Source organism: Mycobacterium triplex (assembly GCF_000689255.1).
GTDB classification, from domain to species: domain Bacteria; phylum Actinomycetota; class Actinomycetes; order Mycobacteriales; family Mycobacteriaceae; genus Mycobacterium; species Mycobacterium triplex.
Genome location: NZ_HG964448.1, coordinates 1 through 23655, shown reverse-complemented (window position 1 = coordinate 23655; position 23655 = coordinate 1). Strand labels below are relative to the sequence as shown.

Here is a 23655-nt window from a genome sequence, read left to right as displayed (position 1 = left end):
CACGATCCAGGCTCACCCGCGTGCACTCATGCGGCGGTACTCCTCGGCCGGGGCGAGCACCGCGACTTCGCGCCCGCGCCGGGTGATGACAAAGGTCTGTCCCTGGGCCACTTCACCGATGATCCGGCCGAAATGGCGGCGTAGTTCGGTCATGCTGACCCGCGGCAGCGAGGGATCAATCATCAGCCGCTGCAGCCGGTGGGATCTAAGACCGCACACAACGCGGCCAGTGCGTCGCGGTGGGCCAGCTCAACGACGTTCATGTCGCGCCGAAGAGGCCAGTTGCACAGCGGGTGCTGATCATGCTGTTGATTTCCCGATCTATCTAGTCAGTGCGCGCAATCACTGGAGTGTGCATAGTTCCAGGCAGCCCCGTCAAAATGCGGGTTCACCGATTCCGCCCAGCATGCCGGCGAACTGGTCGTGGTCGCGACAGCTGGAATCGTTGGGGGGCAAACGCTTTAGTGTCTTTGGCTGATTGCTGAACGCCGTGCCATCAGCCTGGCTGACAGGGTGAATAGTAGGACCATCACGATGAGTGTCAGTGCACCGGCCCAGGCCCGGGCCTGCGCGGCTTTGAAACCGGTGATGGCGTTGCCGAAGATCTGCAGTGACAGCGTGGACATACGTTTGTCGGGGTTGAGTTCGGTGAACAGGTCATTGCCTAGCGCGGTGAGCAACAGCGGCGCGGTTTCTCCCATAGCCCGGGCGACGGCGAGCATGATGCCGGTGATGATTCCCGCGCTGGCTGTGGGCAAGACCACCGAGATGACGGTGCGGGCTCGGGTGACCCCGAGTGCAAGTGACGCTTCGCGTAGTTCGTTCGGGACCAGGCGCAGCATTTCTTCGACTGATCGGATGATCAGCGGAAGCATGATGAGCGCCAGGGCGATTCCGCCGGCGATGCCGGAGAATCCGAAGTGCACCACCCAGATTGCGTAAATGAATGCGCCGGTGACGATGGTGGGGATGCCGACCATCACGTCGGTGACGAAGCGGGCAAATCGCGCGAGCCGACCGCCGTATTCGACGAAGTAGATGGCAGCGGCGACGCCCACGGGAATGGACAGGGCGGTGGCGATGCCCACGATGATCAGGCTGCCGATAATGCCGTTGGCGAATCCGCCGCCGGGCTGAGCGGGATTGCCTGGCGGTGTCTGAGTGAGGAATTCGGGGCCCAGAAATTTCAGGCCCTCGGCGGCGACATAGCCCAGCACCCACACCAGTACGGCGATGGTGGCAGCCATGGTGGCCGTCAGGACGCCGGTCATGGCCGAGTTGGTGAGTTTGCGCCGCTGCCTGATGGACGTGGTGTTGATACTGCGTGCTCGTGTCGCAAGCGTCATGCGATGTGTTCCCCTGCGCGGCTGACGACCCGCTTGCCAATGACGTTGACCAGCAATGAAACAACGAGCAGCGCGGCCGCGACGACGAACAGCGCATCGAGATGGTAGGGCTGGTTGGCTTCGGTGAATTCGTTGGCGATGACGCTGGGCATGGTGGCGCCTTGCGAGAAGATGCTTGTGGCGATCGATAAAACGTTGTTACCGATCAACATCGTCACCGCGATGGTCTCACCGAACGCGCGGCCCAGGCCCAGGATGGCGGCGCCGGTGATGCCGGCGCGTGATCTCGGTAGGACTGCGAGTCTCAGCATTTCCCAGCGGGTGGCCCCGAGTGCGAGCGCGGCTTCTTTTTCGGCCGCTGGGGCGGTGGCGAAGACCTCGCGGCAGATGGCGGTCACGATCGGTAGCACCATGATCGCCAGCACCACGCTGGCCGAGAACACCGAGTAGCCGAAAAACGGTCCGCGGAACACGCCGCCGAGCAGCGGGATCACCGATAGCCGCGTCAGAGCGTTACCGAGGGGGGTGATCGCGGGTAGCAACGCGAACACGCCCCAGAAGCCGTAAACGACGCTGGGGATGGCCGCCAGCAGATCAACCAGTGATGACAGTGCTCGGCGCAGTCGCTGTGGCGCCACATCGGTGATGTAGAGGGCTAGTGCCACGGAGATGGGGACGGCGATGAGCAGCGCGATCGCTGAGGTGATCAGCGTTCCGATGATGAACTGCAGGATGCCGTAGGGGTTGGGGTGAGTGGATGCGGCGGTGGCCTCCGAGGGGGCCCACCGGTCTGAGGTGAGAAAACTCCCCAGACCGTAGTGACTCAGCGCCGGCCACGCGCGAAGGAGTAGGTAGAGGGCGGTGCCCGCGAGCGTGAGCACGATAAAGACGGCGGCGCAGGCCGTCAGCGATCGAAACATCGCATCGCCGCGATGTCGAGCAAAGAAATGGAATGGGCGTTTGACCGGAGCGCCCGGCGAGAAGGCCCGGGGCATGGCCACCGCCGCACCGTTGTCGGTGGTGCGCGCTCGCATTACTAGCCTACCGGTGCACCCGCAATGGTGATCTTCTTGAGCTGGCCAGCGGCCTTCTGCTGCAAGTCTTTTCCGAGCGGGGCGTAGTTGACGGCGGCTACTTCATCTTGGCCACTGGATAACACCCAGGCGAAGAAGTTGACCAGTGCTTTGCCTTTGGCGGCATCGGTCTGGTTGGCATAGACCAACCCATAAGTGGTTCCCGTGATCGGGTAGGCGTTCGGGTCGGTGCCGTCAGTAAGACTGACGCGCAGATCGTCGGGGTAGGTGATGCCGTCGGTGCCCTTGGTGATGGTGGCGGTGCAGGCCTGGATGAAGTTGCCGGCCTTGTTTTTCACCTGGCCGTATTTGAGGTTTTGCTGGATGGCGTAGGCCAGCTCGACGTAGCCGAGGCCGCCCTCGGTCTGATTGACCACGCCTGACACGCCTTCGTTGCCCTTACCGCCGATGCCCACGGGCCAGGCGACCTCCTTGCCGAAGCTCTTAGCCGGTCCACCCAAAGTGTCTGCCCACGTGGGGCTTTCCTTGGTCAGGTAGTCAGTCCAGACCGCCGTGGTGCCCGACCCGTCGGAGCGGTGCGCCACCGCGATCGGCTCGTCGGGCAGATTGGTTCCAGGGTTGAGGGTCTTGAGGGCGTCGTCGTTCCATTTGGTGATCTTGCCGGCGTAGATCTTGCCCAGGGTCTCGCCGTCGAACTTCACACCGCTGTCGATGCCCTTGATGTTGTATGCCGGGACGACCGCGCCGAGCACCAGCGGGATGTGCAGGATCGGTCCCCCTTTCGCTAGGGCGAGTTCGCTGTCTTTCATCGGGGTGTCGGATGCGCCGAAATCGACTGTCGCCGCGCTGATCTGCTGTACTCCTCCGCCGGATCCGATGGACTGGTAGGCGACCTGTACGCCGTCGGAGGTGCTGTAGTCCTTTGTCCAAATTGACATCACGGGCGCCACAAAGGTGGATCCGGCGCCCGACAGCGTGTTGGCGCCGCCGTCGAGTTTGTTGATGGGACGGGGGTAGCCGGGCTTGCCCGCGGAGCTTTGACCGCAGATTTGGCCGGCTTGCACGGCCTGGGTGCTGTTTTGCCCGACATTGCTGGTGCTTCCGCAGCCGGCGAGTGCGCCGACGAGCAGCAAGGCGCTTGCGCGAACGAAGGTTTTGGTGATCATCGATCCTCCACTGTGAGGGCATCGCGCTGAATTTGGGCGGCGGGTTGATGTCGGAGCACCCATGTTTGAGCCGCCATTTGGGTGGCGTCCCAGGGTGATCCGAGCGGTGGGGTGTAGGACAGGTCAAGCTCACTGAGATGCTCGACGGTCATGTCGTGAAAGAGCGCGGTGGCGTAGGTGTCGACGCGTTTGGCGATTTCGGCGCTGCGGTGCCCGACCAGCTGGGCGCCGAGAAGCTGCCCGCTGTGGTGGTCGCCGGTGATGCGGATGTGGATGGGGGTGGCGCCCGGATAGTACGCCTTATGGTCGTCGGGACTCGATTGGCTGGTGACGGGAGTCCAGCCCTTGTCGGCGGCCACGGCTTCGTGTTCACGCAGGCCGGTGCGGGCGGCGACGAGGTCGAAGACCTTGACGACCTGGGTGCCCAGGCTGCCCGCGAAGTGGGCGTGTCCGCCGAGCGAGTTTTCGCCGGCCACGCGGCCTTGCTTGTGGGCGGTGGTGCCCAAAGGTATCCAGGTGATCCCAAGCAATCGGTGGTGGGTGTGCACGCAGTCACCGGCGGCGAAGACATCGGGCAGGTTGGTGCGCATCGTATCGTCGACCACGATGGCGCCCTTGACGCCGAGTTCGGCACCGGCATCGGCGGCGAGTTCGGTGTCGGGCCGCACTCCCACGACGACGAGGACGAAATCAACAGTCCGCGAGATGGTTTCGGTGCCGTGGGTGGCGGTGACAGTCAGGGCGCCGGTGTCGGTGCGGGTGATGGCGGAAACGGCGGTGCTGGTGAGGACCTCGACACCGTTGCGTTGGAGTTCGGTATGCACGAGGGCGCCCAACTCGGGGTCGACGGTCGGCAGCACCTCGGGCAGCGCTTCGATCTGGGTGACCTGGATGCCGCGGGTGGTGAGGGCTTCGGCCATTTCCAGGCCGATGTAGCCGGCACCGACGATGATCGCGGTGGCGGGGTCGCGGTGTTGCAGGGAGTTCATGACGGCGAAGGTGTCGCCCATGGAGTGCAGCAGGTGCACCCCGTCGGCCGGGCCGAGTGCGCCGGGGCCGGCAAGACCGGTGATGGGTGGGCGGGTGCTGAGGGCGCCGGTGCCCACGATCAGCGCGTCGTAGGACAGCTGCTGCGGGGTGCCGGTCGAGTCGAGGATGTCGAGGGTGTGTTGTGCGACATTGATGGCGGTGGCGCGGGTGTCGGTGAGCACCCGCATGCCGGTGGCGGCCAGGTCGGCTGCGCTGCGATGGGCGAGGTTGGTCCAGTGGGTGACTTCCCCGGATACGTAATAGGGGATGCCGCAGATGGAGAAGTTGGGGTAGGCGTCGGCCACGACCACGGTGACCTCGGTGGTGGGGTCGAGTTCACGGGCGCGTAGTGCCGCGCTGATGCCGGCATCGCTGCCGCCGATAGCGACGATATGGCGAGCTGTCATGCGGGGGTTGGCTCCTGATGTGGTCTGGGTGTTGCGTTGGTGGTGCGGCGCTGCGCCACTGGATCTGGGGTGAGGGTGGCGGTTTAGCTGATGGCGTTGACGGCGCTGAGCACTTTGGACTGGAACTGGTTGGGCAACGGGAAGTATCCGTAGTCGTCGAGGTCGGCCTGGCCGGGCCCGAGGGTGGACTGCAGGAACGCTCGTACTGCCGGGGCCGTTTGTGGGTCAGCGTATTTCGAGCAGACCAGTTCGTAGGTGGCCAGCATGATCGGGTAGATGCCGGGCTGGGTGGGCTTGTAGACCGCCGACATGTTCAGTACCAGGTCGTTGCCTTGGCCTGTGATGGTGGTGCCGGCGATCGCCTTAGCGACGGTGTCGTTGTTGATGGCGACTGGGTCCGGACCGGCCGAGGTCACGATCCTGGCGCCGAACAGCCGCTGGGCTTGGGCGAACGAATACTCGTTATAGCTGACCGCGCCCTCGGTGTCTTTGACCATGGCTGAGGTGCCCTCGTTGCCCGGGGCGCCCTGGCCCACCCCGCCGTTGAAGACCTTGCCGGTGCCCTTGCCCCAGGCAGCGCCCGCGGCGGCGTCGAGGTAGCGCTGGAAATTGTCGGTGGTGCCCGAGGCGTCGCTGCGGTACACCACGTGGATGGGTTCGGGCGGCATCTCCTCGCCGTTGAGCGCCTTGATCGCCGGGTCGTCCCAGCGGGTGATCTGGCCGTTGAAGATTTTGGCCACGGTCGGGGCGTCCAGCACGAGCCTGTCCACCACGTTGAGGTTGTATGTGATCGCCAAGGGGCCGAACACCACCGGCAGATTCCAGGCATCCGAGCCGCACCGCTGCTTGGCCGTGGCGTACTCGTCTCCGGCCAGCGGGGAGTCAGAACCACCCAGATCGGTTTGGCCGGACAAGAATTCACGCACCCCGGCACCTGAGCCGTTGGAGGTGTAGGCCAGTGTCTGCCCGGGGCAAGCCTTTTCGTAGGCTTTGATGAATCGGGTCATGGCATTGGCCTGGGCGCTCGAGCCACTGGCCTTCAACGTCTGCTTGCCGCCGCATTGCACTTTCACCGCGGTGGCGTAGCTGGGAGCGACCTTATCCTTGGCGCATGCCGAAGACGTCAGCGCCGTGACCGTCAGCACGCTCAGGGCCACCGCAGTCAGCCTGAATGGAGTCCGCATCGTTGGTACCTCCGGTCGTGGGTGCAGGGAGCCGTACGCGAATGAGGTTGGGACAGAGCTGGTGTGGCGTGCGGTTGCTAGTGGGGGTCGTGCAGGGTGGGGGCCAGGTGATCGATGCGTATGGTCAACTCATCGAGGACGCGGTCGAAGTCGCCGGCGCGGCCGCTGCGCACGGGGTCAGGGATCGACCAGTGCAGGCGCTTGCCGTCGGGGGGTAGTTCTTCGTGGGCGTTGTCGCAGACGGCGATGACCACGTCAGTCGGCTTGACCACATCGTCGAGGTGGCGCGGGGCGTCTGGCTTCATGGGCAGCTTGCGGCGCGCTGCTGCGGCCAGGGCTTTCGGGTGTACTGCAGCGGCGGGATGCGTCCCGGCCGAGGTCGCCGGTAGCGCGCTGCGTCGATTCCACACCGCGACCGCCAACTGGCTGCGCGCCGAATTCTGGGTGCACACAAACACCACCCGGGCTGCATCTGCTGCCTTCGAGGGCACCAGCAGATTTAGCGAGGCGGGGATCAACTGCAGATAGCTACGCCGGCGATCTCCTTCGGAACGGACGCGGCGCACGATGCCCGCTCCTTCGAGGACCCCCAGGTGGTGGGCGATCAAACTTGACGACATCGACAGCGCGGCTTGCAGCTCCGACGGCGAGGCATCGGCGAGCATCAACCGGTCGACGATCACCAGCCGACCAGGATCAGCCAGGGCCGCATGGACCTGCACCCGCCGCGCCGCATCCGCAGATAACTCAATATTCATTGACTCAATTAGTACTGAGCTATCTATGCCGGGTCAAGTCCTGACCCGAGAATGGTTGGTCGCGTCGGTTGTCGTTCACCGGCAGGACGGTGGTCGTTCAGCGAGCCACGCGGCTAACCCGGCATTTTCTTGTTAGATGTCGCGCCGCAAGACGAACGGTGCGAAATCAGCTGCAGCAGTTGGGATCGAGCACCGCACACAAGGCGAGCAGGGCATCCCGATGGGGGCGGTGATAGACACTCATGCCTCGGCGATCCGATTCAATCAGTCCCGCCTTGCGAAGTTGACCCAGGTGGTGACTGACGGTCGACTCCGAAAGCCCCAACACCGCAGCGAGCTCGCCGGTGTTCTCCTCGCCGGCAGATGAGTTGAACAACAACGACATGATCTTGACTCGCGCGGGGTCGGCCAGCGCCTTGAGGCGTAGAGCAACCCGCAGGGCGTCGTCATCGCTCATGGGCCCCGCGGCCAGCGGTGGGCAGCATGCCGGCGCGCTGATATCGACCACGGGCAGTGTTCTCGGCACTCAACCATTCTGCCACAGTGGTTTGACATATATCACAAAGGTGGGCATGCTCAGGGTGTCCGACTATTTCGATATATGTCTTACAGGTATGGAGGTCTGTTCTGATGTCCCGTGTCCAACTTGCCCTCAACGTCGACAACCTCGAGGAGGCCATCACGTTCTACTCCACGCTGTTCAACACCGAGCCGGCCAAACGCAAGCCCGGCTACGCCAATTTCGCCGTCGCCGAACCCCCGCTCAAGCTGGTGCTGTTGGAGAATCCCGGCAAGGGCGGCACGCTCAACCACCTGGGGGTGGAAGTTCAGTCAAGCGAGACGGTGCATCAGGAGATTGCCCGCTTGCAGGGCGAGGGCATGTTCACCGACGAGGAGATCGGAACGACGTGCTGCTTTGCCACCCAAGACAAGGTCTGGGTGACCGGACCGGGCGGGGAGAAGTGGGAGGTCTACACGGTGTTGACCGATTCCGACACCTTCGGGACCAGTCCCCAGCATGCGGAAGGCGGCACCGCCGAAGGTGGCGTCTGCTGCGCCGGTGCGGCCTCCGACGCGGCGGACTCGGCCACCACCCGCGCGACATCGTGCTGCTGATCAAATAGATTGCGCGCTCGAACGGTTGCGTATCCATCAGTGCCGATGCGCAACCGTCGAACACCGTCGAATCGACCCGGCGTGGTCAGGCCGTGGCGGCCCCGTCGGCGCACGGCGCTATGGCCAGCCAAAGAGGAGCGCAGTCCATGGGACCGAGTGAACGCGGACTGCGTTGGGCGCTCGTCACACTGTGCCTGACGCAGATAACGAGCTGGGGCGTCTTGTACTACGCCTTTTCGGTGTTGTCGGTGCGGATCGCTGACCAAACTGGATGGTCACGGCCAGCCGTTACCGCCGCTTTTTCCGGCGCGTTAGTCACCTCGGCGCTGGTGGGCATCATGGTGGGCCGGTGGTTGGATCGACACGGCCCGCATGGCGTCATGACGGTCGGCGCGGTGATCGGCCCATTGGCCGTTGGGGGTGTTGCGCTGGCCCCGACGTTTGCGTGGTTTGTGGCCGCGTGGGTTGCAGCGGGATTGGCTATGGGCGCAGTCCTGTATCCGCCCGCATTCGCGGCGCTGACGCGCTGGTTCGGCGCACGCCACATGGGCGCCTTGACCATTCTCACGCTTGCCGCTGGACTGTCGAGCACCGTGTTTGCGCCGCTCACTGCCACCCTGGCCGCGCGGTTCGATTGGCGCACAACCTATCTCGTGCTTGCAGGACTGTTGGCAATCGTCACCATCCCGGCGCACTTCTTTGGCCTGCGCCAGCCATGGCCTCCCCCGTCCGGTGTACACATCACCGACCCGCCTAGCCGAATTGCGCAGAGCCGCTCGTTTTTTGCCCTGGCGGTCGCGCTCACGTTGGGTGCCTGCGCCTCCTATGCGGTCATCGTCAATCTGGTGCCGTTGATGGGTGAGCGTGGCATCGACGCGCGAGGGGCAGCTGCTGCGCTCAGCATGGGTGGCATCGGCCAAGTCCTCGGCCGACTGGGCTACCGGACGCTGGTCGCCCGCGTCGGGGTACGAGCACGCATCGCGGTGATTCTCGCCGGCGTGGCGTCGACAACCGCGCTGCTCGGAGTTTTCCGTTCGGTGGCAGCGCTGATCATCGTGGCGGTTCTCGCTGGCTTCGCCCGCGGCATCATGACACTCCTGCAAGCGACCGCCATCACCGAACGTTGGGGTCCGGCCCATTACGGACACCTCAACGGGCTGCTGTCCGCACCCATCACCGTGGCCACCGCGATCAGCCCGTGGATCGGTTCCGCCCTAGCCAGCGAGCTCGGCGGATACGCCCCGATGTTCCTGGCACTCGGCGCCTTCGGTGCTGCGGCAGTCGTCATCAGCGTGACCAGCGTTCCCGCCCGGCCTCCAGCCAACGACCCGCTGCACCTGTCGACGATTGCACACACCAAGTGAGACGGCGCGCCCGCGACCCCAACAGGTCCGCCGCGCAATGATCCACCGGCCGAGGTTGCATTTGATATCGATATATATCAATATTGATGAGTGTCTAAATCGAGTCAGGCGCTCACGGACGTGTCCCCGTGCGCATACGCACCTGTTGTTGTTGAACCCCTCTCGGCGGAGGCGGCCACCGACATCGCCGCCAAGCTCAAGGCGTTGGCAGATCCGGTCCGACTGCGACTATTCAGCATGGTGGCCAGCCGCGCGGGCGGCGAGGCATGCGTTTGCGACATTTCCGAAGGCTTCGATGTCACCCAACCGACCATCTCGCATCACCTCAAGGTCCTCAAGGACGCGGGCTTATTGACCTCCCAGCGCCGCGCCTCCTGGGTGTACTACTCGGTAGTGCCAGAGGCGTTAGCGACCTTGTCGACAGTACTCAGAGCAGTCGACGCTTCCACCGCGGAGGCATCGGCATGACCGCCACCCAGCCAGACGCCCACCCCGCCGTTGTCGAAAAGCTTTCGCTGCTCGATAGATTCCTGCCCGTCTGGATTGGCATCGCGATGGCCGCGGGCCTGCTGCTAGGCCGGCAAATACCCGGCCTCAATACCGCGCTCGAGCGCGTGCAGGTCGATGGCATCTCCCTGCCCATCGCACTTGGCCTGTTGGTCATGATGTATCCGGTACTGGCCAAAGTCCGCTACGACCGACTGGACTCGGTGACGGGCGATCGGCGGCTACTGCTCAGCTCCCTGGTGTTGAACTGGATACTCGGTCCCGCCGTGATGTTCGCGCTGGCCTGGCTGCTGCTACCCGATCTGCCCGAATACCGGACCGGGCTGATCATCGTCGGTCTAGCGAGATGCATTGCGATGGTTATCATCTGGAACGACCTCGCCTGCGGTGACCGCGAAGCCGCCGCCGTCCTGGTTGCGTTGAACTCGGTATTCCAAGTCGCGATGTTCGCGGTGCTGGGTTGGTTCTATCTGTCAGTGCTGCCGGGTTGGCTGGGCCTGCCACAGAGTGCAATCAGCACCTCGCCGTGGCAGATCGCCAAGTCGGTGCTGATATTTCTGGGAATCCCCCTGCTGGCCGGGTATCTGTCGCGGCGCTTCGGAGAAAAGGCCCGGGGCCGAACCTGGTACGAGAGCAAGTTTCTACCCGTGGTTGGTCCTTGGGCGCTGTACGGATTGCTCTTCACCATCGTGATCCTCTTCGCCTTACAAGGCGACCAAATCACCAACCGGCCATTCGATGTCGCCAGAATCGCGCTGCCGCTGCTGGCCTATTTCGCCATCATGTGGGGCGGCGGATACCTGTTGGGCGCGACACTCAGACTGGGCTATCAACGCACAACCACACTGGCTTTTACCGCTGCTGGCAACAACTTTGAACTCGCGATCGCAGTCGCCATCGCGACTTATGGAGCTACCTCCGGGCAAGCTCTCGCCGGGGTGGTCGGCCCGCTCATCGAAGTACCAGTCCTTGTCGCCCTGGTTTACGTCTCGCTAGCACTGCGACGCTACTTCGCCTCAGATACCAGGAAATCTGCGACGGCCATGAGGACACCATGACCGGCCGCCGCCTGTCACCGATCGCGCTGTGCGCTCACAGGTGTATCGGACCCATTGCCCCCTGCTGCTGTCCGTCGACCACGCGTCCGCGCTCAGTCTCCGCAACACTCGCAAGCATGTTGGGAGGCAGCGACCTTCGCATTGACGGGTGCTGGGCAGCAGGTTTCGCCTTTCCAGGCGTTGATGCCTTCTTTGGTGGCGATGACGGCGATGACCAGTGCGGCGATGGGGTCGGCCCAGGACCAGCCGAAGATGCCGTTGAGAAGAAGCCCGACCAGTAGGACTGCGGATAGGTAGGTGCACAGCAGGGTTTGCTTCGAGTCGGCGACAGCGGAGAGCGACCCGAGTTCTCGTCCGGCGCGGCGCTGCGCCCACGACAGGGTGGGCATGACAGCCAGGCTGACCGCGGCCAGGGTGATCCCGACCGCGGAGTGCTGCGCTTCGCCGATCCCCAGCAGTGACCTGGCGGCGTCGATGGTGACGTAAAGGGCCAGACCGAAGAAGGAGAACGCAATGATCCGCAGTGCGACCCTTTCGCGGGATTCGGGGTCCTTCCCGGCGAACTGCCAGGCGACCGCCGCCGCGGACGACACCTCGATGACAGAGTCCAAGCCGAAGCCGATCAACGCGCTAGACGACACCCGTGCACCTTCGGTGAGCGCGATGACGGCTTCGAGGACGTTGTAGGTGATGGTGGCGGCGACGAAGAACTGAATCCTGCGCGACAGGAGTCGGCGACGTTCCGCGGTCAGCGTCGGCCGAAGTCCGGGGAAGCCGAGTTCGGAGGCCATCAGGGCGTGCACCCGTGCTTGGCGCAGCAATTGGGATCGACGGCCAGTACCAACCCGAGAAGGTCATCGAGGGCATGGCCGATGCGCGGATCGGCCAATTCATAACGTGCCCGGCGCCCCTCGGGCACGGCGACGACGAGGCCGCAGCCCCGCAGGCAGGCGAGGTGATTGGACACGATTTGGCGGGAGACACCGATGTCGTCGGCCAACTCCGATGGATACCGGGGTGCCGTCCGCAGGTTGAGCAGGATCTGTGTCCGGGTCGCGTCGGACAGGGCGTAGCCGAAGCGGGTAAGAGCATCGGTGTGGACCAGAGTCTCCATGCCGATAAGATACAGCATATTCTGTATCCAGAACCACCTGAACTGACCCCTGGCCGATGACGGCAGCCAACCGAAAGTGACTGTCATGCGTATCGAGCTGCTCACCTCGCCCGGATGTCCCCATGCCGAGAGCGCCAGAAAGATTCTCGCCGACTGCCTGAGCAGCCTCGGCATCGACGAGCCAATCATCGACCGGATCGGCCCCTACCCCTCACCGACGGTGCTCATCGACGGCGTCGACGTGATGCGCCCAGCGGCCAGGGCGGCCACCGGTGATGCGTGCCGACTCGACTTGCCCACTGCGCAACACATTCTCGACGCGCTGCACGTGTCTAGGTCCAATTCTCCTGACAGTCGAAAGATCAATTGACGCCCGACCAGTCGGTCGCCGCCTTCGTCGACCAAGCCGCTGGCCGCAATCCAAGAACCCCACCGAGCCCAGTCACGCGCCAAGCATGTCCACCATGCGGACGATTCGATCAGGCGGCCCAAAGCACTCGAAACGTCGAAAGCTGCTCTGGCGCAGCGGAAGCAGGCGGCTAGCTTAATGCCTGCGTGACGTATATGAGGGCGGTGGCGATGGCGAGCACGCCCAAGACGAGCCGGAGCGCACTTTCACGTAGGAACGGTTGTAGGTGCGCGCCTAAGTAGCCGCCGCACAAGCCGCCGAGGCCACACACAATCCCGATTGTCCAGTCCGGCGCGATGTCGTGGCCCGCGGTAAAGATTGCCAGCAACAGGTAGGTGATCGCTCCGGCGACTGACGTGACGAATGTAGAGGTGAGCGCAGCCGGGGCCACCGTGTTCACCGGGACACCGCGACCGACCAGGATCGGGCTCAGTAGCGACCCCCCACCGATGCCGTAGATGCCGCCGACGACCCCCGCGGCGAGCGCGATCGCGACGATGAAGCGGTTGGACGGCGGAGCCGGAGTGGGCCGAGATGCCCTGCGGTATGTACGCAGGCAAAGCCAGAGCCCCAATGGCAGCAACAGGGTTGCCACGAACAACCGGAACATCTGCGGCCCCGGAATGATGAGCACCCGTATGACCGCCCCGGCGACCACGCCCGGCAAGGTTCCGGCGAGCAGCACTCTCGTCAACGGGCTGCGAAGCGGTGCACGCTGACGGTAGCGAGCCAACGCGCCCGGAATGGAGACGACGTTGAACAGCAGGTTGGTGGGCGTTACCGCGGGATTGGGTACTTCCAGCACAGAAAGCTGTACGGGCAGTAGAAACACCGCGCCCGACACTCCGACCGGTGCCGTTACCACCGACACGACCACACCGGCGATGAAGCTGAGCAACACCACAGTCGCGACGCTCACGCCTGCACTATCCCTTGCCACCGTTTGGCTTGCACAGATCCCCTCACCAAAGGCAGCCTCCCCGCGCTTCCGCGCGGATCGCCCTATCGAAATAGATTCGTGCTCAGGTCCGATCGCCAGCCGATATTGACACACGATGTCGGCTCTCCGGAATCTTGTCGGTCACAGCAGGAGCGACAGAGTCGGCTCTACTATCATTTACCGATATCGGCAAGCGTTTTGGCTTGCCGCCCGTTTCCATACCCCCATCAATTCATCATCAGTCATCGCCATTTCCTCAAGTCCGGTGCGTAGGCGACATGCCTGTCGGCGTTCTCCGCGTGGGCCGATGTCGCGTACAAGGCGGTCTCGAGAGCAAACCTTTCGCCCCGTGCTTTGGGCCCCGTTGTGCTGGTTGTCGCCATCGCGCTATTCCATGCCTTAGGGATTGCTGCCGAACGCTTCGGCTGACATCGGAGTCGGCGCTGGCGGTCCTGGGCCCTAGCATCGCGACGGCGCGCGAGATTTCAACGAAATTAACCGAACCGGTAGCGAGCCCCTAGCGGTCGTTGCGCGGTGGGATCGAGGTGTAGTGGAGCTTTTCAGCACATGACGCGCAGAGCGTTTTGCGCCAGTGGCCGCGCCGTTGCGCCACACCGGGTTCACCGCATCGTTCGCACGTAACGGCGGACATGCGTTCGGCTTCGCCGATGATGTCGCAGAACGCCTCCCGCAGTTCGGTGCTCGGCTCGCTGGGTGCGCAGTAGTAGCGCAGGGTGCCGAATTTCTCTTTGACTTGGTGTGCGACGTAGTCGGGGTCGATCGCGGTGAGGCGGTCGTCGAGAGTGGCCACGATCGGATACCAGCCCGCGTCGTGGCTGATCCAACGCCCCCAGCCGTCGGGGATTCTGCGTAGGATCCGGTCCAGCGCTGCGGCATACGGGCCAGCGTCGGGCGGCATGTGCAGGGAGTTGAGCAGCGTGTCCTGGTCGATGTCATCCGGTCGCAGGTGCGTGAGCGCGCAGTGTGTGTCTTCCCGTGTCGCGCTGTCGTCGCGCACGCGGGCGGATATTTCGCTCAGGTCGGATGTCTCGGGCTGCCCAGGTGTCTTCTGCGTGTGGGTGAGTTCGGGGATGTCGTTGTCCTTGCTCATCTAGAGGTACATCCCTTCCGGAATCGTTGGGCGGTAGCGTCCGCTGCCTACCTCGGCCAGAAGCGTTGCCGTAGTGACGTGTCCGCCGTCACCGCCGTCGCCAGCCAGGACGGCGCGGCGCACGATTTCGCGGATGTCGCTGCCGCTGGTGTTCGCAGGCAGGGCGGCCGTCACCGCCGCGGTGTCCACCGTCTGGCTACCGGGCAGGTCGTGGATCAGTGCTGCCAGGATGCGGGCAGCGTCGGTCTGGTTGGGGTAGCTGACTTCGACGATGGAGTCAAAGCGCCCGGTGCGGATGGCGGCCTTGTCCAGGGTGGCGGCGTCGTTGGTGGAGGCCAGTGTCAGGATGCGGGCATCCGGTCCGATGTCCATGGCCCCCAACAACTCCGACAACCCTGCATCGCCGGTGCTGCGGTCCCGGCACCACAGGTCGACGTCCTCAAGGATGAGCAGGATCGGGCCGCCGAGGTGCTGGGCTTCCTCCACGACGGCGCCCAGCAGTTGGGTGCCGGCTTTGGCCTCGACGTAGATGACGGTGAATTCCCCGACGACCTCGCGGGCCACGACCGCGCACACGGCTGACTTGCCGGTACCGGGCGGACCGCAGAGCAGCACACCACGCCGGGCACCGAGGCTGTGGGTGTTGAGCAGGTCGTGGCGGTCGCGCACGGCGCTGACACTCAGATCCACTTCGGCCCACACCTGGTCGGCGACGATGACGTTGTCCCGCGTTGCGGTCGAGGGCAAATCGATGACGGTCAAGGTGAGCCCGGCGGTGTGGGTGGCGCGCACCGCGCGGCCTCGGTACGGGTTGAGTTTGTTGGCGCGGTCGGCGAGGCGGTCGAGCACCGCGCGGGCGCGGTCCTGGTGCTCCGGCGTCACGTAGGCGCTCACTTCGGCCGATTGCAGGATGCTTTGGCGCCCCTGGAGGGCGATGACACAGCCGGTGTCGGCTAGCAGCGTTCCGGCGGGAAAGTGCACCCGCACACTGAGCGGGTGGCGGTAGCGTTGGTCGCCGATCTCGGTTTGGGTCCACTTGGGCGGGCTGGTGTCCTCGCCCGGACCGATCTCGCAAGCGTGGGTGTGCTCCTGGATCCATTCGGCCAGCGCCAGCGCGAAGGTGAACCGCGACACCGGGTTAAGGTCGCGTTCCTCATCGACCAGGTGCCCGCAGTCCGCCACCCCCAGGCAGCGGGCGGTGAACCGCTCGGCGCTCTCGGCCGGCTCGGCGCGGTCGCGTTCGGTGACGCCGAGGAGCAGCTCACCCAGGGCGCGCAGCGCGGGCCGCGCACTATACTCAAGGCCGTCGAGCCACCCGTGGACGTCGGTGATGGGTCGGCGATGGGCGTCAGCGCCGTCGGCCTGCTCGGTGGTCACATCGGTCAGTTCGTCGTTCGTTAGGTTCATCGCCTCATTCGTCATTTCCGGGAAAAGGGCAGCCGAACAGAATCGCACCCCGCCGGGCTCATAGTCAACTTGGTTTTCCCACGTCCGCTGATTGGCCTTGCCGCGCAACCAGATCAGCACTTCCCACTCGGGCCCTACGCGAGAGTTCCCTGACGCACCCACGTCGCCTGCTGCATAAAATTCGTGCGACACGACACCGCGCTCATGACATCCTCGACGGCATGGATCAGGAACCCGAGGAGCTCTATGTCACCGACTTCTCCACCACTCCCGGGGCCGCCGAGTACCGGGAGCAGCTCGAGCGTGCCCGCACCGAGGCGCGGCGGCGCTACCGCGACCACCTGGCGACGGTGTTCGACCTGCAGGGCGCCCCTGAACCCGAGGTGCTCGCCGACGTGGCCCTTGATGCGCTCACCGTCTGGCGCTACGTCGACAGCGGCGAGCGCTGCCGGTGCGGGTGTCACCCACGGCTACCCGAAACCGATCTGCACGACTACGGATTCGCCTGCACCTGTGCCCGCACCCGCCAGGATCGACGCCGCACCTGGGAGCAATGGCGCAACAACATCCAAGCCTTTTGGGAATCCCCTGAGGGCCAACAGATCACGGCCGACGAACGGGCCGCTGAAGCTGGCCTGCAGACCTGGCTAGCGGGGCAACAGGGGGTCACCGTGGGTAGCCATGGCGGCTTGTTCCCGGAGCAGTGGGACGGAGATGTGGACGGGCACAACTTCTACTTCCGCGAGCGCCACGGCGAGTGGCGCATCGAACTCGACGTTCGGCCCAGCGGCCGCTTCGTCCGCACGCTCGCCGGCACCCATAGCGACGGCACACCCCAATACGGGCAAAAAGAACTCGAACAGGGCGACATCATCGCTCACGGCACCATTGATGACGACGGCTACGGCGCCACACCTGTTGAGCGGGCACAGTTCATCATTGACACCATCCGGATCCATCTGGCCCGCCAGATATGCACGCTGCATCACGACGATTTGTCCTCCATCGAAGCGTTGCTCGGAAGCCCGATCACCTGGTGCCCTTCTTGCGGAACCCGGCTGCCGACATGAGGCAAGTAACGGTTCAGTCCTAAGCCGACGAACACCGCTCCACGGGCACGCTCTCGACGGGTCACCTTTCCCACACGAAATACCGCACGAGCAAGCGAGTTCGCCGTGAACGTACTACACCGCGATCGAGGGCAGCCGGCACTGCACGTTTAGCCAGATCAACGCGCTGACCACAGGCAGCGCATGCTCCCACGCAAGGTCGACTAGCAGTTAGCTGGGGGTCAACCGCCCGACCAGCGCTCGCCCCCCTATCCGTCACCATGGCCCCCTCCCGGCCGCACACCGCGCACTCCACATGCCACCAGCTATGCCATTTCTGTTCGAGGGGGGAATCCACCAAGCTCTTTGGCGTACAAGGCACTTCGCCGGTTCAGTAGCAGTGCGATCCCCCGTGCGTTCCTGTTTCGGATATCGACGAAAAGTCCTCAACATAGTTATCGGTGCGGTCGTTGATCCCGCTGCCTGGCGATTGCGACAACGCGATCGGCGCCGCGCCCGTCGCGATCCTCTAACTGTCGGTACAGTTCTGCGACGACCAGCGCGAGCCCCTGGGCGACGCGTTCTGCGTCGGTGCGCCTGTCTCTTTCGTCAGCGAGTTGTCGTGTCAGCCGCGCAACGGCTGCTTCGCTGGACGTCGGCAGCTCGTGAGCATCTGCTTGTGCGACTTTGCGGGTCCACTCCGCGATGAGATCAGGTTGGCGGTACAGGGTGGCGCGGCCGATGCCGGCTTCTAGCGCGAGGTTCGTCCGTGTCAGCCGTCCATCCGTGAATTGAGGTGCTCCCGAGAGCAGCCGTTCCATGGCTGAGCGGATGTTGTCGCGGCTACTCATCGCTGTTCACGGTCAGCATCAACATTCGCACTGTGGAGGACCTGCTCGACCTCAGCGAGCCGTTCGGAAAGTGATTGCAGCCGTGGGGGGCTGAGCCGATTGTCGGCGATTGTGGACTTCAGCATTTGAAGTTCGCCGATCCAGACAGGCAGGTGTTCGGGGCCGACAACCGAGTTCGGGCAGCGCGTGGGCTGGCACAAGCCCAGTAGTGGCCCTTGGGTGTCGCGCGCGGCGGTGCGTCGGCACAGTGCAGTCTCCTCGTCGTACAGACATGCGTTAGCGGGTCCGAACCGGATTACGGGAGCGATTTTCTTCAGCAGGACCGCGAGCTGCGAGTCGGAGATTAGTAGCTCTGGGCTACTCGATGCCGCGGTGGACGTGGATTCGTCGACGATGGCGTCGGTGAGGCGTGCACCGCCGCGCCCGGCCAGCGGATGGTTGCTTTGCCGCGCTTGCTTGATCATGTCGATCATATGTGCGTGATTCTCTTCAGACCTGTTGGTATCAAGCAGGTTTGACCACGCCGGGTCGGGTGCCATGTAGTCGGCGGTGACGTTGGAGTAGCCGTAGCTGATGACATGCTTGAGTTGCTGACTCATAGCGAGTTCGTTACCGCCGAGTTCGCGGCCGATGCACGCGGTGGTGCGCCGCAACGCCCGTGACGTGATCGGCGAGCCATGCGGGATCGGCGCCAGTCCGCTGCGCTCTCCGGTGGCCGCGAAGTGCTCCAGCAGGAACTCGAGTTCATGAGCGGGTCGGATGCCGGGTTCGGCATCTTCGTGAGGCCCGTTAACGAACTTCGCGAATAGGTATTCTGGATGGGCGCTGAGTCGTTCGAGCACGCGGATCGCCGTTGCGGCCTCCTCGACAATCCACCAGTGCGCCGTCGTTTCGGCTCGCCGACCCTTGTAGGTGCTGGATTTGATCGCTTGCACGCCGTAGTGCGTCGTGATCGATCCGCGCTTGATGGCTTGAAGTTCGCTATCGCGCATCATCGTCATCGCGGCGATGAAGACGTAGCAGGCCGCTCGGAGCGCGCGAAGCTCGCACCGGGCTTCGTAGTCAGACATCGATTCGCGCCACGGCACGTGGCGGCCATCGGGTTGCTCTACCAAGGCGAAGTCGACGCAGTCTCGCAGGGTACTCATCGCTCCGTGATCCGCGAGGAAGGTGCGGCCCGATTGCGCGGCCGTAAGGATCAGATTTCGACGGCGATAGCCTCGTTTCCAGGGCCCCAACGTGTAATGCTTGCTCGTCTTGTTGCCGTACAGCAGGTATTCCATCATCGACCAGTTGATGTCGTCGGCGGTGATTTCCTGACCTGTGCGACCGTCGCCGCCCGCGCGAAGGGCGACCAGGTTCTGGGGATCGTCGATCCAGGTTTGCAGGATCCTGTCAGCTTCGCAGGCCCTCGGCCCGCCCGCGGTGCATCGGATCCCGGCCAACTCAGAGGCCCGTCTTTTCAGGAGCGCGCCCAAGGCAGCGCCGTTTATCCGCTCGGCTCGCACGTCCCCGTCGGCGATCGCGTCACGAACAGTCTGTCGCCGAATCTGGCCTATCGAGCCTTGGCCAAGCTGAAAAACTCGCGTTATGTGATCGCCGGTCACCAGGCGGGACAACTGTTCCCAATTGGGTTCGAGGTCTCCATGCCACTTCTTCATGGGTATGACGGCCTCCGGCGACTCCAGATATCCCTCAATCAGGTTGTCGTATGTGTGGCGTCGTCGCCAGTGTCCCCGCACCCGCTCTTGCAGCGCGCAGCGATGGCTGTCCCGCAAGCCCACGATGTCATCGGCGAAGACACTGATGTAGGTCCAGCAGGCGCCGATCAGCGGGATCCACCGTTCGGGTGTCATCACTTCGGTGGCACCTTCACGGGCCTGCTTGGCGATCACATGCGCAGGACGGCCGTTCCATGGGTCGGATGCGATGCCGCCGCCGGTCAGAATCGGCGACAGCACAACCAAGTCTCTGACGGCGTTGATCAGGTTGCGCACCGTTCCGCGCTTGGCTCCCTTGGCCATTTCGGCGTTCACCATGGAGATCCAGTCTTTGCGGCTCCACGCGGTGATGTCGTCAGGCAGGCCCTTCTGGATCTGCCATGCGGCGGCCGTTTTGTACGACACGACGCGGCCTTGAGCATGAAAGATGGCGAACGTGCGACTTCCAAACGACACCGAGCGAGCCAACAGTCGGGGGTCCGCGGGATTCAACAGGGCCATCGCGACCTCACGACTTCTCAGCGACCACGCCGGATGGCTGGGGAACGTGATGCATGCCGCGCCGCGCCGAACATTGGGCCGCCGCGGAATAACACCGTCGGGGTTCCACACCTGATCTCCGAAAGTCGCAGACCGCACTCCCTCAAGCCGATCCGGCCTCGACAGAAACACTTCTTCAGTGTCCGAGTACAACTCGGAGACAAGGCGGTTCGCACCCGAATTGCCGTCTATGCCCCGCGCGCCATTCGCGGCGGTAGCGGAAGTCATTCGGCGCCTCGCTGCAACCATGAGGGAAGGTCGGTACGAGCCTGAGCCATCCGCTGACGCGCGGCTTCGCGGACACTTTCGGGCAGCGACTCGATCAGCGCCACGGCCGCGTCGTACTGAGCGCCCCAAATAGCTATCCACTCTTCGGGATTCATTGATCTCCGGATGTTGTCCATCGCTTCGACCAGCGCCAAAACGTTGGGAAGATGGTCGGTAAAAACCACGGCGTTCTCGCACACCAAACATGACAGCGGCGCTGACCCACACAACTTGCCTCGGACGGTGAACGGCGAGTCAAACGGATCGCGACAGTCAACCACGCCCATATCAAACTCACCCGATCTCAAGCTGCGGGCGTGCGATAGTTCAATCGGCAGCGCCTCAGTGAGGGCAGTCAAAGGAACCTCCGCACGCGGCTTCAGAAAGGCCGTGAAACCAGATGTGACCGCATCGGCGAGGGACCGCTGAAATCGTGAAACCACCGAGGCCGAATACACTTTCAACGACGTGGTGTGCGCGTAGTGGGTGTAAAAAACCCGCGTCGTGTGCTCGTCTCCGGCAATGTCGGCGAACATTCCTTGCAGGCCGATCGCGCGCTCGCTGAGCTTCGCCTTTCGGATTCTCCGTAGATCATGCGGCAGGGAAACTTCACCGACTTCATGCACCCCGCCCACTCGTTGGAGCCAATATCCCAAGCTGGTCGTCGCCGACGCCTGACGTAATTGTCTTGGGAGATAACGGCATTCAGCATCGGGGCGCTGCCAGTTAACCGATAGCCATAACTCGCCGCTGATCTGCCCTGACGCCAGAGCACGGGCAGTTCTCGTATGCTCCAGCAGCGACTCCAACACGCCAGAAACGCTCCACCCGCCGCCTTGCGAGACCGGGAAGAACCGCCCCTTCGAGCGCCCGGCGCGCGGTTTATTCGTCTGCAGCCTGACACCATCAGCTTGCCACTCGATATCGGAGATCCGCAGTGACGAAATCTCATCTGCAGCAATGCCTGTCGTGGCCAGAAGCAGCACGCGAAATGGTGTCAGATCAACGGTGGCCGGCATGACCGCTCGCACACACCACCCCTTCGCCGACGGCCCCGAGTTCGCAAGAGCACTTGGCGGCCGATATAGCGACCACGCCTCTGCCGGAAAGTGCGCGAGCATCTCGGTGTTGTCCAGTGCCCCCGAGACAACAACGGGACTGCCCGATGTAGCCATGGCCAGCATCTCGGCAACAGTTCGCTGCGCCATGTCGGTGATACCGTCGTGCTCATTGGCTTCGATCAATTTCGCAGCCCAGTCCCTGATGGCTCTTAACGCCCGAATATGCGCACGGGCCGCCAGAACCATTCGCTGCAGCTCGGCTTTGCCGAACTCATCAAGCGGCCGGTCCACCGGCCGCTTGATCAGCGCCGGCCCGAGCGCCAACGCGCACAGCACACCATCCGTTACGACACCATCGGAGACCGCCGAAGCCAACTGTGCTTGGACAATGTTCGTCAGCCGATACGGGACCTTCGACGTTGCACCGTACTTGCCTAACAAGGATTTCGACCACGCAGACAACGTCGTCACGACTGCCTCCGGGGTTTCGTTCAGGCTGACGTGTGAATATCCCTGTGCCACAACAAAATTTAAGTAGCGGTCCGAAGCTTGCCAGTGGGCGTATACCGCTGATCGCGACAATCCGGTTGCCATATGTGCCCACTGATCAGCCAGCTGAGCAGCCAGCCGCTTGCAGCGATAGTTGTCGGGATTAATCTCGCACAGGCTTGCTTGACCAAACTTATCAAGCACCACGACGCGGCGAATACCGACCGCGGGCACCCGCGCATCCGCTATCGACTGTGCTCGATGCGCGCCGAATCGGTCCAGCGCCCGACGCTCATTTCGCCGCGGCACGGTCGTCGTTCGCGTCGACGGCAGAATCAGGCGCCGCGGCGGCAACAGCTATGTCGATATCCTCGACATAGCGCAGATACCTCAGCGTTTGAGCCGATGTTGCGTGCCCCAACAGTTCTTGCAGGTCGATTAAGGGATCACGCAACGGCGGTCCATCGCCAAAAGTGGACTGCCCCTGCGCCTTTGCACGCGCCTGATGCGCAGCCCGAAGGTAATTGATAGCAAAGGTGTGTCGCAGGTCGTGTGGCGTCACCTTGCGCACCTGTCTGTCGGCTGGGTACCGGCGAAGAAGCTGTTCACTTGTTGCGGTGAAGACGCCTTCCCACCCTGAACGGGTCATCCCCAGCCCGCGGCTGTCGCTAAGGAAAAGGCACAAGGGCTCGACGATTCGGTCTGCACTGACGATCACTGCCTTGAGCCGCATCTCCACCGGAACTTGGTGCAGTAGGTATTGGCGGCGCCGTCCTCGCCACAGCCCCCAGACGCGCCGGGTGCCGGGATCGAAATACTCCACCATAAAGCAGCCGTCGAGTTGCCCGGCTAGGGAGCGCTGATGCCTCAGCACTACATTTGGACGCTCGAGTTTGCGATACTTGCGAATCGCCGTCAACGCATAATTTGGGATAATTGCGTTTCTATTAATTTCATACTTAGTAATAGACTCCATCTCGACAACCATCGCATGCTTGAGCAGTTGGCCGTTATCGATATCCAATGTGAGTAAGCTCGCTAATTCTTGTATCCGCAGACCCGTCGACACTAGCGTCTTGAAGGCAGCGATATTTCGTTCTCGCGCTGACCGAACAGATGCGCCGGCTGACCGGCAGCCCGCCTCTTCAAGCCACTTGTCGTACAGATAACCGTCGACGTGTCGAACTTTCGAATGACGAATCCGATTCGTGGACAGATTGTCTCGCCCAACTTTGGAGAACTTTTTTACCGGGCTCTGCCGCAAGCGGCCAGATTCGACCGCCCAGCTATAGAACTGCCGCAACGCAGTCGCCTCCACGCGAAACGCGTACTGAGAAATTGGCTGTGCAGCGGTTTGCGTACGATAAACGCGATAAGCGGACAAATCTTTCTGCGTCGCATCGAGCAGTGACCTAGCGCCCCGAAACTCTAAAAAATCGCACAATCGCGCAAACACGCGCGCATACTGGGCCGAAGTGCTCCTAGCCGAATAACTCCTCGCGACGAAGAATCCAAGGATCTCTTCCACAGGAAACCCGTCCTGGTCGACCACAACGGGAAAGCCATCAGCCACCCGCTGCTCAGAGTCCGACACTAAGCGAGTGCTGCGTGGAAAGCGCGTCTCAGCATCAACGAGGCCTGCAGAAGATCCCCACACGACGAAATAAGCCCGATCGCCCAAAGCCGATCAACTTTCTGAAGAGACAATGTCTTGAGCCAACATAACC

22 protein-coding genes and 1 pseudogene are annotated in these 23655 nt (G+C 63.3%); 6 read left to right on the top strand and 17 right to left on the bottom strand.

Features of this window, described 5'->3' with window-relative positions; translation table 11 throughout:
* Positions 1–12: 12 nt before the first annotated feature.
* The 8 genes from BN973_RS30875 to BN973_RS29645 all read right to left on the bottom strand — a co-directional run bounded on the left by BN973_RS30875 (position 13) and on the right by BN973_RS29645 (position 7450).
* A complete protein-coding gene (locus tag BN973_RS30875) occupies positions 13–183 on the bottom strand; it encodes a type II toxin-antitoxin system Phd/YefM family antitoxin (protein ID WP_082811611.1) in 171 nt (56 codons plus the stop codon).
* Positions 184–461: 278 nt separating this feature from the next.
* Positions 462–1346 carry a phosphate ABC transporter permease PstA gene (gene pstA, locus BN973_RS29675; protein ID WP_051641741.1) on the bottom strand — a complete coding sequence of 295 codons (885 nt, stop codon included), beginning with the start codon at positions 1344–1346 and terminating at the stop codon, positions 462–464.
* Positions 1343–2380, bottom strand: coding sequence for a phosphate ABC transporter permease subunit PstC (gene pstC / locus BN973_RS29670; protein WP_051641740.1), 1038 nt, complete (start codon positions 2378–2380; stop codon positions 1343–1345). The genes pstA and pstC overlap by 4 nt, the downstream gene beginning before the upstream one ends.
* Before the next feature lie 2 nt (positions 2381–2382).
* A complete protein-coding gene (pstS, locus tag BN973_RS29665; RefSeq protein ID WP_036474279.1) occupies positions 2383–3546 on the bottom strand; it encodes a phosphate ABC transporter substrate-binding protein PstS in 1164 nt (387 codons plus the stop codon).
* Positions 3543–4982, bottom strand: coding sequence for an FAD-dependent oxidoreductase (locus tag BN973_RS29660; protein WP_036474277.1), 1440 nt, complete (start codon positions 4980–4982; stop codon positions 3543–3545). Before BN973_RS29660 ends, pstS (BN973_RS29665) begins: the two co-directional genes overlap by 4 nt.
* Before the next feature lie 83 nt (positions 4983–5065).
* The gene (gene pstS / locus BN973_RS29655; protein ID WP_036474275.1) at positions 5066–6166 is read right to left on the bottom strand and encodes a phosphate ABC transporter substrate-binding protein PstS; all 1101 of its coding nucleotides are present in this window, start codon (positions 6164–6166) and stop codon (positions 5066–5068) included.
* A gap of 77 nt (positions 6167–6243) precedes the next feature.
* Positions 6244–6924 carry an arsenate reductase/protein-tyrosine-phosphatase family protein gene (locus BN973_RS29650; RefSeq protein WP_036474273.1) on the bottom strand — a complete coding sequence of 227 codons (681 nt, stop codon included), beginning with the start codon at positions 6922–6924 and terminating at the stop codon, positions 6244–6246.
* A 166-nt stretch (positions 6925–7090) separates the two neighbouring features.
* Positions 7091–7450 (bottom strand): Rv2640c family ArsR-like transcriptional regulator, encoded by a 360-nt coding sequence (locus BN973_RS29645; protein ID WP_036474271.1) that lies wholly within the window; start codon positions 7448–7450, stop codon positions 7091–7093.
* 104 nt (positions 7451–7554) lie between these two features.
* Between BN973_RS29645 and BN973_RS29640 the strand changes: the two genes are divergently transcribed.
* From BN973_RS29640 to arsB, 4 genes and pseudogenes are all read left to right on the top strand, one after another.
* A complete protein-coding gene (locus BN973_RS29640; protein WP_036474266.1) occupies positions 7555–8040 on the top strand; it encodes an ArsI/CadI family heavy metal resistance metalloenzyme in 486 nt (161 codons plus the stop codon).
* A 146-nt stretch (positions 8041–8186) separates the two neighbouring features.
* Positions 8187–9404: an MFS transporter gene (locus BN973_RS29635; protein WP_232232273.1), complete on the top strand. Its 1218-nt coding sequence runs from the start codon at positions 8187–8189 to the stop codon at positions 9402–9404.
* A gap of 90 nt (positions 9405–9494) precedes the next feature.
* The gene (locus BN973_RS29630) at positions 9495–9872 is read left to right on the top strand and encodes an ArsR/SmtB family transcription factor (RefSeq protein WP_036474265.1); all 378 of its coding nucleotides are present in this window, start codon (positions 9495–9497) and stop codon (positions 9870–9872) included.
* Positions 9869–10927: pseudogene (gene arsB / locus BN973_RS29625) on the top strand (ACR3 family arsenite efflux transporter); the annotation flags it as partial. The gene BN973_RS29630 and the pseudogene arsB, both read left to right, overlap by 4 nt.
* A 134-nt stretch (positions 10928–11061) precedes the next feature.
* Here arsB and BN973_RS29620 read toward each other — a convergent pair.
* Positions 11062–11760, bottom strand: a complete 699-nt coding sequence (locus tag BN973_RS29620) for a cation transporter (protein ID WP_036474299.1) — start codon at positions 11758–11760, stop codon at positions 11062–11064.
* Positions 11760–12083 carry an ArsR/SmtB family transcription factor gene (locus BN973_RS29615; RefSeq protein WP_036474297.1) on the bottom strand — a complete coding sequence of 108 codons (324 nt, stop codon included), beginning with the start codon at positions 12081–12083 and terminating at the stop codon, positions 11760–11762. The genes BN973_RS29620 and BN973_RS29615 overlap by 1 nt, the downstream gene beginning before the upstream one ends.
* A gap of 85 nt (positions 12084–12168) precedes the next feature.
* Between BN973_RS29615 and BN973_RS29610 the strand changes: the two genes are divergently transcribed.
* The gene (locus BN973_RS29610; RefSeq protein ID WP_036474263.1) at positions 12169–12453 is read left to right on the top strand and encodes a hypothetical protein; all 285 of its coding nucleotides are present in this window, start codon (positions 12169–12171) and stop codon (positions 12451–12453) included.
* A gap of 169 nt (positions 12454–12622) precedes the next feature.
* On the opposite strand, the gene BN973_RS29605 is transcribed toward BN973_RS29610, so the two are convergent.
* From BN973_RS29605 to BN973_RS29595, 3 genes are all read right to left on the bottom strand, one after another.
* Positions 12623–13411 (bottom strand): sulfite exporter TauE/SafE family protein, encoded by a 789-nt coding sequence (locus BN973_RS29605; protein WP_198049009.1) that lies wholly within the window; start codon positions 13409–13411, stop codon positions 12623–12625.
* A gap of 538 nt (positions 13412–13949) precedes the next feature.
* Positions 13950–14543, bottom strand: a complete 594-nt coding sequence (locus BN973_RS29600) for a hypothetical protein (RefSeq protein WP_051641739.1) — start codon at positions 14541–14543, stop codon at positions 13950–13952.
* Entirely contained in the window at positions 14544–15950 is a 1407-nt protein-coding gene (locus BN973_RS29595) for an AAA family ATPase (protein ID WP_036474292.1), read from the bottom strand. It lies immediately after the preceding gene.
* 221 nt (positions 15951–16171) lie between these two features.
* On the opposite strand from BN973_RS29595, the gene BN973_RS29590 reads away from it, so the two are divergent.
* Positions 16172–17020, top strand: a complete 849-nt coding sequence (locus BN973_RS29590) for a hypothetical protein (protein WP_036474260.1) — start codon at positions 16172–16174, stop codon at positions 17018–17020.
* Positions 17021–17454: 434 nt separating this feature from the next.
* Here the strand turns inward: BN973_RS29590 and BN973_RS29585 are convergent, their stop codons facing one another.
* The 4 genes from BN973_RS29585 to BN973_RS29570 all read right to left on the bottom strand — a co-directional run bounded on the left by BN973_RS29585 (position 17455) and on the right by BN973_RS29570 (position 23501).
* Complete coding sequence (locus tag BN973_RS29585) at positions 17455–17850, bottom strand: hypothetical protein (RefSeq protein ID WP_036474258.1); 396 nt, start codon at positions 17848–17850, stop codon at positions 17455–17457.
* The gene (locus BN973_RS29580; protein WP_232232272.1) at positions 17847–20183 is read right to left on the bottom strand and encodes an integrase; all 2337 of its coding nucleotides are present in this window, start codon (positions 20181–20183) and stop codon (positions 17847–17849) included. Before BN973_RS29580 ends, BN973_RS29585 begins: the two co-directional genes overlap by 4 nt.
* Positions 20184–20335: 152 nt before the next feature.
* Positions 20336–22162, bottom strand: a complete 1827-nt coding sequence (locus BN973_RS29575) for a site-specific integrase (RefSeq protein ID WP_232232271.1) — start codon at positions 22160–22162, stop codon at positions 20336–20338.
* 58 nt (positions 22163–22220) lie between these two features.
* Positions 22221–23501 carry a tyrosine-type recombinase/integrase gene (locus tag BN973_RS29570; protein WP_232232270.1) on the bottom strand — a complete coding sequence of 427 codons (1281 nt, stop codon included), beginning with the start codon at positions 23499–23501 and terminating at the stop codon, positions 22221–22223.
* Between the last annotated feature and the right edge of the window lie 154 nt (positions 23502–23655).